Origin of the sequence: Shewanella sp. NKUCC05_KAH (assembly GCF_019345585.1) — a bacterium.
GTDB classification, from domain to species: domain Bacteria; phylum Pseudomonadota; class Gammaproteobacteria; order Enterobacterales; family Shewanellaceae; genus Shewanella; species Shewanella oncorhynchi.
This window is the reverse complement of sequence record NZ_JAHKQZ010000001.1, coordinates 239,258-251,692: the sequence shown is the minus strand read 5'-3', so window position 1 is coordinate 251,692 and position 12,435 is coordinate 239,258. Positions and strand designations below refer to the sequence as shown.

At 46.5% G+C, this 12,435-nt stretch carries 15 protein-coding genes; 14 read left to right on the top strand and 1 reads right to left on the bottom strand.

Annotated features, from left to right (window positions below):
• Positions 1-76: 76 nt before the first annotated feature.
• A complete protein-coding gene (lolD, locus tag KO533_RS01115; RefSeq protein ID WP_105252621.1) occupies positions 77-772 on the top strand; it encodes a lipoprotein-releasing ABC transporter ATP-binding protein LolD in 696 nt (231 codons plus the stop codon).
• Complete coding sequence (gene lolE / locus KO533_RS01110) at positions 769-2,019, top strand: lipoprotein-releasing ABC transporter permease subunit LolE (RefSeq protein WP_219252497.1); 1,251 nt, start codon at positions 769-771, stop codon at positions 2,017-2,019. The genes lolD and lolE overlap by 4 nt, the downstream gene beginning before the upstream one ends.
• Before the next feature lie 275 nt (positions 2,020-2,294).
• Here the strand turns inward: lolE and suhB are convergent, their stop codons facing one another.
• Positions 2,295-3,098: an inositol-1-monophosphatase gene (gene suhB / locus KO533_RS01105; RefSeq protein ID WP_028759815.1), complete on the bottom strand. Its 804-nt coding sequence runs from the start codon at positions 3,096-3,098 to the stop codon at positions 2,295-2,297.
• Positions 3,099-3,251: 153 nt separating this feature from the next.
• Between suhB and trmJ the strand changes: the two genes are divergently transcribed.
• The 12 genes from trmJ to KO533_RS01045 all read left to right on the top strand — a co-directional run bounded on the left by trmJ (position 3,252) and on the right by KO533_RS01045 (position 12,313).
• Positions 3,252-3,980, top strand: a complete 729-nt coding sequence (trmJ, locus tag KO533_RS01100; protein ID WP_028759816.1) for a tRNA (cytosine(32)/uridine(32)-2'-O)-methyltransferase TrmJ — start codon at positions 3,252-3,254, stop codon at positions 3,978-3,980.
• A gap of 40 nt (positions 3,981-4,020) precedes the next feature.
• Positions 4,021-4,842, top strand: coding sequence for a serine O-acetyltransferase (cysE, locus tag KO533_RS01095; RefSeq protein ID WP_028759817.1), 822 nt, complete (start codon positions 4,021-4,023; stop codon positions 4,840-4,842).
• A gap of 378 nt (positions 4,843-5,220) precedes the next feature.
• Positions 5,221-5,682: a Fe-S cluster assembly transcriptional regulator IscR gene (gene iscR, locus KO533_RS01090; protein ID WP_006081858.1), complete on the top strand. Its 462-nt coding sequence runs from the start codon at positions 5,221-5,223 to the stop codon at positions 5,680-5,682.
• 80 nt (positions 5,683-5,762) lie between these two features.
• A complete protein-coding gene (locus tag KO533_RS01085) occupies positions 5,763-6,977 on the top strand; it encodes an IscS subfamily cysteine desulfurase (RefSeq protein WP_028759818.1) in 1,215 nt (404 codons plus the stop codon).
• 37 nt (positions 6,978-7,014) lie between these two features.
• The gene (gene iscU / locus KO533_RS01080) at positions 7,015-7,398 is read left to right on the top strand and encodes a Fe-S cluster assembly scaffold IscU (RefSeq protein ID WP_006081856.1); all 384 of its coding nucleotides are present in this window, start codon (positions 7,015-7,017) and stop codon (positions 7,396-7,398) included.
• 14 nt (positions 7,399-7,412) lie between these two features.
• Positions 7,413-7,736 (top strand): iron-sulfur cluster assembly protein IscA, encoded by a 324-nt coding sequence (gene iscA / locus KO533_RS01075; protein ID WP_006081855.1) that lies wholly within the window; start codon positions 7,413-7,415, stop codon positions 7,734-7,736.
• Between the two features lie 16 nt (positions 7,737-7,752).
• The gene (hscB, locus tag KO533_RS01070; RefSeq protein WP_113940596.1) at positions 7,753-8,277 is read left to right on the top strand and encodes a co-chaperone HscB; all 525 of its coding nucleotides are present in this window, start codon (positions 7,753-7,755) and stop codon (positions 8,275-8,277) included.
• 67 nt (positions 8,278-8,344) lie between these two features.
• Complete coding sequence (gene hscA, locus KO533_RS01065; RefSeq protein WP_219252496.1) at positions 8,345-10,207, top strand: Fe-S protein assembly chaperone HscA; 1,863 nt, start codon at positions 8,345-8,347, stop codon at positions 10,205-10,207.
• Between the two features lie 8 nt (positions 10,208-10,215).
• Positions 10,216-10,554, top strand: a complete 339-nt coding sequence (gene fdx, locus KO533_RS01060) for an ISC system 2Fe-2S type ferredoxin (protein WP_006081852.1) — start codon at positions 10,216-10,218, stop codon at positions 10,552-10,554.
• 157 nt (positions 10,555-10,711) lie between these two features.
• Positions 10,712-11,617, top strand: coding sequence for a 30S ribosomal protein S6--L-glutamate ligase (gene rimK, locus KO533_RS01055; protein WP_006081851.1), 906 nt, complete (start codon positions 10,712-10,714; stop codon positions 11,615-11,617).
• 113 nt (positions 11,618-11,730) lie between these two features.
• Positions 11,731-11,928, top strand: a complete 198-nt coding sequence (gene iscX, locus KO533_RS01050; RefSeq protein ID WP_028759821.1) for a Fe-S cluster assembly protein IscX — start codon at positions 11,731-11,733, stop codon at positions 11,926-11,928.
• A 217-nt stretch (positions 11,929-12,145) separates the two neighbouring features.
• Positions 12,146-12,313 carry a hypothetical protein gene (locus KO533_RS01045; protein WP_081729028.1) on the top strand — a complete coding sequence of 56 codons (168 nt, stop codon included), beginning with the start codon at positions 12,146-12,148 and terminating at the stop codon, positions 12,311-12,313.
• Positions 12,314-12,435: the final 122 nt, after the last annotated feature.

Sequence of the window (12,435 nt, the reverse complement as noted above, 5' to 3'; positions counted from 1 at the left end):
GCCAAGATGAAAATAATTTAATGCATTGATTTAATGAAATAAATTGATGCCAAAGCATGTTTAAGAGAGAACTTCAATGCAAGACGTGTTACTGCAAGTGCAGAGTGTCAGTAAAAGTTACCATGATGGCGCCGTGACCACGCAAGTGTTGTCTAATGTCGATTTGCAGGTGTTCAAGGGCGAGCAGTTGGCGATTGTCGGCAGTTCAGGCTCAGGTAAGAGTACGCTGCTGCATATTATGGGGACTTTGGATGAGCCAACCGCGGGCAAAGTTTTGTTGCTAGGCGAAGATTTATACCAAGTGTCTAGTGCGCGTCAAGCGCAGATCCGCAATCAAGATCTCGGCTTTATCTATCAATTCCATCATTTATTGCCTGAATTCACTGCGCTAGAAAACGTCGCTATGCCGGCATTTATTCAAGGTAAAGATCGTAAACAAGCGCTCGCCGATGCCAAAACCTTATTGGAGCGGGTAGGGCTAGGCCATCGCATGACCCACATTCCCGCCGAACTATCGGGCGGCGAGCGTCAGCGTGTCGCTATCGCAAGGGCGTTGATTAATAAACCTAAGTTAGTGCTGGCCGATGAACCTACGGGTAATTTAGATGCTAACAGTGGCGATGCGGTTTATGAGTTGATCCGCGAGCTGGCCGATCAGTTAGGTACGGCGTTTGTGGTGGTTACTCATGATCATAAATTGGCTGCCCGTATGGACCGCCAACTGATGATGAAAAACGGTTACTTGCAATTAGCGGCGGAAACCCAAGTATGAAAGGACCGTTAGCCCTATCCATTGGTTGGCGTTTTTATCGCGCCCGCCAATCCAACAGTTTTATTAGTTTTATTTCCTTTGCATCGACTGCCGGTATCGCTTTAGGTGTGGCGGTATTGATCATAGTTCTGTCTGCAATGAATGGTTTTGAGCGCGAGCTAGAGCAAAGATTACTGGGTGTAGTGCCGCAGGCGGACGTTGTCGGGGTGGACGAACCTATCGTCAATTGGCAGAGTGTTGCGCAAGGTGCGCTACAAATTGAAGGTATTCGTGGTGCAGCCCCCTTTATTCGCATGCAAGGTTTAGTGCAGAAGCCTGGTGGTTTTCAAGGCTTAGCCGTGGTGGGTATTGATCCGAAAGAAGAAACGAAGGTTTCAACTTTGTCACAGTTTATGAGTGATGCAAGCTGGCAGAGTTTGAGCCAAGATGAGAATCATATCGTCCTTGGCGAGAGTTTATTGACTAAGTTGGGGCTTGAGGTGGGTGATACGCTGGCCTTATATGTGCAGGATATCGATCCAGACGCGGCAGGTAGTTTACGTGCTGCGAAGAGCCATCGTTTTGTGGTGTCAGGCACCTATCATCTGGGCGGCGAGCTTGAACTGACAACCGCTTATATTCCATTGCAATACGCGGCGCAGATCTTGAACATGAATAACGGTGTAACGGGTGTGCGTATTAGCGTCGATAAAGTGTTTGATGCACCAGTAAAAGTGCGCGAACTCGGTTATGCGCAAAAGCAGTCTGTATATATCAGTGACTGGACCCGTACCCAAGGGCATTTATATCAAGATATTCAGTTAGTTCGTACTGTGATGTATTTAGTTCTAGTGTTGGTGATTGGTGTGGCCTGCTTTAACATCGTCTCCACCTTAGTCATGGCGGTGCGGGATAAAGCGTCCGAAATTGCGATTTTGATGACCATGGGCCTGAGTCGTTTGGCTGTGATGGGGATTTTCATGGTGCAGGGTGCGTTAAACGGTCTGCTTGGCTGTGGTCTTGGCGGCATTATCGGCATTAGTGTGGCGCTGAATTTAAGTGCGATTGCGAGCTCAGTTGAGCAGTTACTCGGTATTCAACTGCTCTCGGCCGATGTTTACTTTGTCGATTTTTTACCGTCTGAATTGCATGTTTCGGATGCGGTACTGGTGATTGTGATGGCGTTTGTGATGAGTTTAATCGCGACTTTGTATCCCGCTTGGAAGGCGAGCCAAATTGCACCAGCACAAGCGTTAGCGGGTAGATAACTGGATAAGCGGCTGTTCGTCATGTTAGCCGATTTGGGCTGAAATCAGTGTAGATGTTTTCAGGACACTCCTTTCTTCCCAATGACTATTGCTTAATTACTATACTATTTCTAAATACGATATTGTGGCGACTGAGGACTTGATGACTCGAGTACTTAAGGCTTTAGAATGAAACCCCATAAACAAAAAGGCCAGTGGGCGCTCTTAAAGAGATTACCACTGGCCTTTTTTGTATCTGTTTTATGCGTTTATTTAAAGCTAAGCGTTAATCTCGATTAACGTTTTAAGCCTTCGTTCAATAATGGACGCATGATCTTCACTAATTCTGTGGTCACCTTAGGTGAGCCAGCAACGATGTTACCCGAAACCAAATAGTTATGGTTGCCAGTAAAATCAGTCACAGTACCACCCGCTTCGCGGCAAATCAGATCGCCAGCAGCGATATCCCATGGCTTTAAGCCGATTTCAAAGAAACCGTCCAAACGACCCGCGGCAACATAGGCTAAATCTAATGCGGCAGAACCTGCGCGACGTAAGTCAGCACATTGGCCGAAGACTTCGCCGAAAATAGCCATGTAAGTTTCAGTGTGTTGACGCGCCTTGAATGGGAAGCCAGTACCAATCATAGTAGGTGCTAATTCATTCACGTTGGTAACACGCAGACGGAAATCATTGAGTTTGGCGCCTTTACCACGTACTGCGGTAAAGAGTTCTTCACGGACAGGATCGTAAACAACGGCAACTTCAGTCTTGCCTTTGTATTGCAGAGCGATAGAAACCGCGAAGTGGGGAATGCCTCTAACAAAGTTGTTAGTGCCATCCAGAGGGTCGACTATCCAAACATAGTCTTTATTCTCACCGCGGTTTTCGCCTTTCTCTTCACCCACGATAGTGTGATCAGGGTAAGATTTACGAATTTGGTAAGTAATTGTCGCTTCTGCTTCCTTGTCTACACTGGTAACAAAATCGTTGATACCTTTTGAACTGACTTCGATACGGTCAAGTTCAGTATAGGCGCGCATAATAGTTTGGCCGGCCGCGCGGGCAGCGCGTACAGCAATCGTCAGCATCGGATGCATTGCAATCCCCTGGATGTTAAAGAACGTTAAAATAGCGGGCGGTATTATACTCGATTTGATAGTTATATCAAATACCGATTTTCATATAAGCATTCGGCAATGGCTGTGATAATATTCGTCCCCAACGTTTCATGAATTAAATTAAGTTGTTTCATGCTAAGTAATATTCGAGTGGTTTTAGTGGGGACTTCGCACCCCGGCAATATTGGTTCTACTGCCAGAGCGATGAAGACTATGGGTCTGTCTACTCTGTATCTTGCAGAGCCCCGGGTTGAACCCGACGGTCATTCCATAGCATTAGCCGCGGGTGCATCGGATATTCTGAAACATCTTGTGAAAGTGGATTCACTTGCTGAAGCGATTGCCGATTGCAGTCTAGTGATTGCAACCAGCGCGCGCAGTCGCACTTTAGATTGGCCCATGTTAGAGCCAAGACAAGCTGGGGTGAAATTAGCGACCGAGGCACTTAAAGGCCCTGTTGCGATTGTGTTTGGCCGTGAAAACCATGGTTTAAGCAATGAAGAGCTGCAACAGTGCACTTATCATGTGGCTATCCCTGCAAATCCAGAGTACAGCTCGCTTAATCTGGCGCAAGCCGTACAAATCATTTGTTATGAAACCCGCGTTGCCCATCTCGCGCAAAAAGACGTTGCCGAAGAAGAGCTGACTGAGTATCCCTTGGCTGCCGATCAGGAACGTTTTTTCGCACACCTTGAAACGACACTGTTATCAACTGGATTTATCATCAAGAACCATCCTGGACAAGTGATGATGAAACTTCGCCGCTTGTTTAGTCGTGCACGGATTGAGAGTCAGGAAATGAATATCCTCAGGGGCATTTTGACGTCAATTGAGAAAGTGGCGGGTTCTAAAGAAAAATAGCCAAACCTTAATAATTAACACTAATCGCGAAGGATAAACAATGGGCGTGATAGCTAGGCTAAAAGAAGATATTGAATCTATATATCACCGTGATCCTGCGGCGCGTAGCGCGTTTGAGATCTTGGTTAACTATCCAGGCATGCATGCCATTTGGTTGCATCGGATAAGCCATAAGCTATGGAAGCGCGATTGGCGCTTAACGGCACGTTGTTTATCGACGTTTTCCCGTTGGTTGACAGGGGTTGAAATCCATCCTGGTGCAACCATAGGTCATCGATTTTTTATCGACCACGGTATGGGCGTTGTGATAGGTGAAACGGCTGAGATTGGTGATGATTGCACCCTTTATCACGGTGTCACGCTTGGTGGAACCACCTGGCAGGCGGGGAAACGTCACCCGACGTTAGCCAATAACGTGGTGGTGGGCGCAGGGGCAAAAATCCTCGGTCCTATTACCATGCACGATGGTGCGCGTGTGGGTTCGAATTCTGTTGTGGTGAAAGATGTGCCCAAAGATACCACGGTTGTGGGGATTCCTGGGCGCGTGGTGGCTACACCGTCACCGCAATCGAAAGAGAAAACTGAACGCCGCAGCGCGATGGCAAAAAAATATGGCTTCGATGCGTACGCGGTATCACCGGATAATCCCGATCCGGTGGCCAATGCAATAGGGCAGATGCTCGATCACATGCATTTGATGGACTCGAAAGTTCAAGAGTTGTGTCAAGCCATTCAAGGGCTGGGTGGCAATGTCTGCACTGAAAAACTGCCAGAGCTGGATATGGGCGAGTTTAATGATGCAGAAAAAGCGGCAGCGGAAAAACGCCATAGTGCATTAGATGAGTTTGATCCGAGTATCTAAGTTTCAAGAAATGGTTCAACGAAATGATTTAACTTAGTGGTCTAACTTGCTTAAGGGTTGACCCTCACAAGGGTCTCGTTTAGCGTTTTACTTTAGCTCATCCTGTTGTAAAGGCGCATATTGCGATCAAACCTGAGTTTGATCGCGCCATAGTACCGAGATCACTTTTATCCTGCGTTTATATCGTGCTAGTTGTCGATTAATTGGCGCTTTAGCATTGAATCTTAGGCTAGAAAAAGGTTAAATACCCCACCAAGATGAAAGGGTATTGGTTATGTGCACACTCATATACTTGAGTGTTTTAGTAGGTTTTAATACTTGACTGAATTACTCGGGTATGTTGAAATAATGCATACCTGTTCGGGAGCTATGGTAGTTATGAAACTTACATCAAAAGGTCGTTATGCAGTAACCGCTATGCTAGATGTGGCAATCCACTCAGCATCGGGACCAGTTCCCTTAGCGGATATCTCTGAAAGACAAGGGATTTCGCTTTCCTATCTGGAACAACTCTTCGCTAAGCTAAGAAAACACGGTTTAGTTGCAAGTGTACGTGGACCGGGCGGTGGTTATCGCTTAGGCCTAGAAGCCAATGATATTTCAGTCGGCATGGTTGTCCATGCTGTAGACGAGTCTGTCGATGCGACTCGTTGCCAAGGACTTGGCAATTGTCAGAGTGGAACTCGCTGCTTAACCCATTCACTTTGGGGCGATTTAAGCAAACAAATTTCCGATTTTTTAGATGGTATCAGTCTTGCTGGCTTGATGCAGAAGCGAGATGTGCAATTTATCTCACTTAAGCAAGACACTATGCAAAAGGAACAAAGAGTCAGTTTATAGTGGCACTTTGTTATATATAAAAATAATTTTTGTACGTTGTATGTAGCCTCTACCAGAGACTGCTCAGTACGGAGTGTGTTATGAAGCTTCCTATCTATTTAGATTATGCCGCCACCACGCCTGTTGATCCTAGAGTCGCGGAAAAGATGTTCCAATGCATGACAATGGACGGCATCTTTGGTAATCCGGCCTCACGTTCACACCGCTACGGCTGGCAAGCCGAAGAAGCGGTGGATATTGCTCGCAACCAAGTTGCCGAGTTAATTAACGCCGATCACCGCGAAATTGTGTTTACCTCTGGCGCGACGGAATCGAACAACTTAGCGATAAAAGGTGTTGCTCATTTCTATCACAAGAAAGGCAAGCACATCATCACCAGTAAGACTGAACATAAAGCGGTTCTCGATACTTGTCGCCAATTAGAGCGTGAAGGTTTCGAAGTGACTTACTTAGAGCCTGCGGCTAACGGCATCATTCCGATGGAACGTTTAGAAGCAGCGATGCGTGACGATACTATCCTTGTCAGCATTATGCACGTGAACAACGAAATCGGTGTTATCCACGATATCGATGCAATCGGTGAGCTATGCCGTTCAAAGGGCATTATTTTCCACATGGATGCGGCACAAAGTGCAGGCAAAGTGCCTATCGATGTGCAAGCCACTAAAGTGGATTTGATCTCTATTTCTGGCCACAAAATGTATGGCCCTAAAGGTATCGGCGCACTATATGTTCGTCGTAAGCCACGCATTCGCTTAGAAGCGCAAATGCACGGTGGTGGTCATGAGCGTGGTATGCGTAGCGGTACGTTACCAACGCATCAAATCGTAGGTTTAGGTGAAGCTGCTGCAATCGCAAAAGCGGAAATGGCCTCTGATGACGCTCGTATCGGTGCATTACGTGACAAATTATGGAATGGCATCAAGCACATTGAAGAAACCTATATCAATGGTGATGCGATTGACCGTGTTAGCGGTAGCCTCAACGTCAGCTTCAACTATGTTGAAGGCGAGTCGTTAATGATGGCACTGAAAGATTTAGCGGTTTCATCGGGTTCGGCTTGTACTTCAGCCAGCCTAGAGCCTAGTTACGTATTACGTGCACTTGGCTTAAATGATGAAATGGCACATAGCTCAATTCGTTTCTCAATCGGCCGTTTCACAACCGAAGAAGAAATCGATCACGCTATCGAAGTTATTACTCAATCTATTGATAAATTAAGAGAAATGTCTCCTTTGTGGGAAATGTTTAAAGATGGGATCGACCTGAACCAAGTTCAGTGGGCACATCATTAATTCTGACCTTTACAATAGATAATTTTGGAGCAGTACCATGGCTTACAGTGAAAAAGTGATAGATCATTATGAGAATCCACGTAACGTTGGTTCTTTCGATAAAAACGATCCTTCGGTCGTGACCGGTATGGTAGGCGCGCCTGCTTGCGGTGACGTGATGAAACTTCAGTTGAAAATTGGTGCTGATGGCATCATTCAAGACGCTAAGTTCAAAACCTACGGTTGTGGTAGCGCGATTGCGTCTAGCTCACTGGTAACTGAGTGGGTTAAAGGCAAGACTATCGAACAAGCTGCGGCGATCAAAAACACGGATATCGCTGAAGAATTGGCATTGCCACCAGTGAAGATCCACTGTTCAATTTTGGCTGAAGATGCCATTAAAGCTGCTATCGACGAGTACAAATCGAAACAAGCTAAGTAACATCTGGAGTTAAGATGGCGATTACAATGACCCCAGCGGCAGCCGATCGTGTCAGATCTTTCTTAGTCAACCGAGGCAAAGGTGTAGGCCTGCGTCTCGGCTTAAGAACATCAGGCTGTTCTGGTATGGCTTATGTACTTGAGTTCGTTGATTCTTTAAATGATGACGATGAAGTGTTTGATATCGAAGATGTGAAAATCATCATAGATGCCAAGAGCCTTATCTATCTTCAAGGGATCGAGCTGGATTTTGTTAAAGAAGGGCTGAATGAAGGCTTCCAATTTAATAATCCTAACGCAAAAGGTGAGTGTGGTTGTGGTGAGAGTTTCACTGTTTAACCGCTAAAGTTGACGCATGAATTATTTCGAGCTGTTTAAATTTTCCCCTGCCTTCGATATTGATACCGCCTTACTTGCAGAACGCTATCGCGAACTGCAACGGGCGGTTCATCCCGATAAATTTGCCAATGATACTGATCAGCAAAAATTGCTGTCGGTGCAGCGCACGGCGCAAGTCAATGATGGTTTTCAAACCTTAAAAGATCCCATTCGCCGCGCCGAGCATATGTTATCGCTGCGTGGTATTGAATTAAGCCATGAAACCACGACAGTGAAAGATACTGGCTTCTTGATGCAGCAAATGGAATGGCGCGAGGCGTTAGAAGATATACGCGATAGTGCCGATCCTCAAGCGAGTATTGACGAGCTATATCAATCGTTTGCGCAGTACCGCGCGCAACTCACTCAGCAATTGACTCAACTGTTAACCAGTGAGCAGGCTGAAGATGCATTGTTAGCGGCAGATCAAGTTCGCAAACTCAAATTTATGGCAAAATTACACGACGAGTTGACCAGAGTCGAAGACGCTCTGTTAGATTGATTTTCCGTGTTTATGTTACTTTGCTGACTCAAGTACGCTTGAGTTGGCATTACTAAGTTGGATATATATGGCCCTTTTGCAGATAGCTGAGCCCGGTCAAAGTGCCGCGCCGCACCAACATAGACTTGCCGTTGGCATCGATTTAGGTACGACCAATTCTTTGGTGGCGGCCGTTCGAAGTGGAGAGACGGCAACCCTGCCGGACGAACTTGGACAGCATTCATTACCTTCTATCGTGCGTTATACCCAAGATTCAGTCGAAGTCGGCGCGCTTGCAGCGTTGAGTTCGGCGCAGGATCCGCAAAACACGATCGTTTCGGTTAAGCGTTTTATGGGCCGCAGCCTAGCGGATATTAAAGCTGGCGAGCAATCATTACCCTATGAGTTTGCCGAAAGCGAAAACGGTTTACCTTTATTTGTGACTCCCCAAGGCCAAGTGAATCCCGTGCAAGTGTCTGCGGAGATTTTACGTCCGCTGATCGCCCGCGCTGAAAAAACCTTAGGTGGCGAACTGCAAGGCGTAGTGATCACTGTGCCTGCGTATTTCGATGATGCTCAGCGCCAAGGCACAAAAGATGCCGCAGCTTTGCTGGGTGTTAAAGTGCTACGTTTGTTGAATGAACCGACGGCTGCTGCGATTGCCTATGGTTTAGATTCTAAGCAAGAGGGCGTGATTGCTATCTATGATTTAGGCGGCGGTACGTTTGATATTTCTATTTTGCGTTTGAATCGCGGTGTATTCGAAGTGCTTGCCACTGGTGGTGATTCAGCGCTTGGCGGCGATGATTTCGATCATTTACTGCAAGCACATATGCAGCAAGTGTGGCAGCTTAGCGACATCGACTCACAATTAAGTCGTCAGTTGCTGATTGAATCGCGTCGAGTTAAAGAAGCCTTAACTGATGCAGCAGAAACTGAAGCAAAAGTGATCCTTGCCGATGGTACTGAACTGACGCAAATCGTTACTAAAGCTGAATTTGATTCCATGATTGCGGCATTGGTGAAAAAGACGATTGCCAGCTGTCGCCGTACCCTGCGTGATGCGGGCGTGACGACGGATGAAGTGCTTGAAACTGTGATGGTTGGCGGTTCAACGCGCGTGCCATTAGTGCGTGAACAGGTCGAAGCTTTCTTCGGTAAACCACCGCTGACATCTATCGATCCCGATCGTGTTGTCGCCATTGGTGCGGCTATTCAAGCCGACATTTTAGTGGGTAACAAACCCGAATCGGATTTGTTATTGCTCGATGTGATCCCTTTGTCATTAGGCATAGAGACCATGGGCGGCTTAGTTGAAAAAGTGGTATCGCGTAATACCACGATTCCGGTTGCACGGGCGCAGGAATTTACCACCTTTAAAGATGGTCAAACGGCCATGGCATTCCATGTGGTGCAGGGCGAGCGTGAGCTCGTCGCTGATTGCCGCTCACTGGCGCGTTTTACCTTAAAGGGGATTCCGCCGTTAGCCGCTGGCGCTGCGCACATTCGGGTGACATTCCAAGTGGATGCTGATGGTTTACTTAGCGTGACGGCGATGGAGAAATCCACCGGCGTGCAGTCTAGTATTCAAGTTAAGCCGTCTTTTGGTTTATCGGATACTGAAATTGCCACTATGCTGAAAGATTCGATGAAGTATGCTAAAGACGATATCGGTCGTCGTATGCTGGCTGAGCAGCAAGTGGAGGCGGCGAGGGTACTCGAGTCTTTACATGCCGCGTTAGCGAAGGATGGTGATTTGCTGAATGCCGATGAGCGTGGGCAGATAGATGCTACTATGGCCAATGTGGCCCAAGTGGCTACGGGCGATGATGCCGATGCGATTAAACTCGCGATTGAAAAACTGGATGAGCAAACCCAAGATTTTGCTGCCAGACGTATGGACAATTCTATTCGAGTGGCATTTAAAGGCCAGTCGATCGACAACATATAGGTGATGTAATGCCCCAATTAGTCTTTCTTCCCCATGCCGAGTTGTGCCCTGATGGCGCTGTGCTTGAGGCGAATGTTGGTGAGACCATTCTCGATGTTGCGCTGCGTAATGGCATCAATATCGAGCATGCCTGTGAAAAGTCCTGTGCTTGCACGACGTGTCACTGTATCGTGCGTGAAGGCTTTAATGATCTTGAGCCAAGTGATGAGCTAGAAGATGACATGTTAGACAAAGCATGGGGACTCGAGCCCGAAAGCCGTCTATCTTGTCAGGCTAAAGTGGTCGACACTGACATGGTGATTGAGATCCCTAAATACACGGTTAACATGGTTAGCGAAGGCAATTAATATTGCTTCGATAATGATTAAAACCAGTCCACGTGACTGGTTTTTTGCTTTTGGCGTTGAGCATTTGTGCAACTAATCTTGTCTATGCCTCTAGTTGTTTGATTTATCCCTGCGCAGGCGTATTATGCGCTCAAAATTAATGGTTGCCGGAGACCAAATGAGAATAGCGATTTTATCGCAAGGGCCAGAGTTATATTCAACGAAGCGACTCGTTGAAGCGGCTCAATTACGTGGTCATGAAGTACACGTAATCAATCCCCTTGAATGTTATATGAATATCAACATGCGGCAATCGAGTATCCACATTGGCGGGCGAGAGTTACCTGCATTTGATGCCGTGATCCCCCGTATTGGGGCGTCGATTACCTTTTATGGTTCGGCGGTGTTGCGCCAATTTGAGATGATGGGCGTTTATGCCTTAAATGATTCAGTTGGAATTTCCCGCTCACGGGACAAATTGCGTTCTATGCAGTTGATGTCACGCCGCGGTATTGGTTTGCCTATTACCGGTTTTGCCAATAAACCGAGTGATATTCCTGACTTAATTGATATGGTGGGTGGCGCGCCTCTGGTGATTAAATTACTCGAAGGCACCCAAGGCATTGGCGTGGTATTAGCCGAGACCCGCAAAGCGGCTGAGAGCGTGATTGAAGCCTTTATGGGCCTGAAAGCCAACATCATGGTGCAGGAATATATCAAAGAAGCCAACGGCGCAGACATTCGCTGTTTCGTGCTCGGCGATAAAGTGATTGCCGCCATGAAACGTCAAGCTATGCCCGGTGAGTTCCGCTCTAATTTGCACCGTGGTGGCACGGCGAGTCTAGTCAAACTAACTCCTGAAGAGCGCTCTGTGGCTATTCGTGCGGCGAAGACGATGGGATTGAATGTGGCAGGGGTTGATTTGTTACGCTCAAACCATGGTCCAGTGATCATGGAAGTGAACTCTTCACCTGGACTTGAAGGGATTGAAGGTGCCACCACGAAAGATGTGGCGGGTGCTATTATTGATTTTGTTGAAAAAAATGCGATTAAAGTAAAAAAGGTGACGCAAGCACAGGGTTAACACCCTTGGTGTCGAGTATTGACTACGGAATATCAACACTTGATTCACCTCCTTATGGGTAACGGCGTTAAGTACTAGCTTACCCATTCAAGCGAACCGAATAGGGGAAAACGATGACATTAACTTGGATAGATTCGTTAGATATTGCGTTGGAATTACTCGAAGCACACCCAGAGGTTAATCCTACTCAACTGCATTTCACCCAACTGTATGAGTGGGTGTTAGCTTTGAATGATTTTGCTGATGATCCTAAGCATTGCAATGAAAAAATACTGGAAGCAATTCAGCAGTGTTGGATTGATGAAAAGTAGTGAGCACAGTTGTAGTACGGCTTTTTATGTGAGGCATCTTGTCCTTCAGAAGATTAACTAAGGTGATTTACCTCACGTATTTGCAGTGGCGCAGAGAATATTTAGCGAGAGTTTGATCACAGTCAAGTTCATTTTCAGTGGATATCGTAATTTGTTGTATATTGGTTAAGGCATTTATATGGCTTAACTTTATTATCGCAACTGCAAGGATGTTCACATGAAACTTTTGCTTGTATTGTTATGTATGCTTGTCCCTTCAATGGCTTGGGCTCATCCAGGTCATGGCGGTGTTGGTTTATTCCACCACTTGTTAGATCTTGCTCCCGCAGTCATTTTAGTCGCTTTAATTGCATGGGCTGGTATTTGGGCAAAAAACAAAAAATAATCCCATTATTAATAAGTTAACATGCCCTGCTAAGGTTTTATTATCCTAGTGGGGTATTTTGTGTGATCAAACTGATTACGAATAAAGCGAATGTGCGCAATATCTCAGACTAATTTGCTATA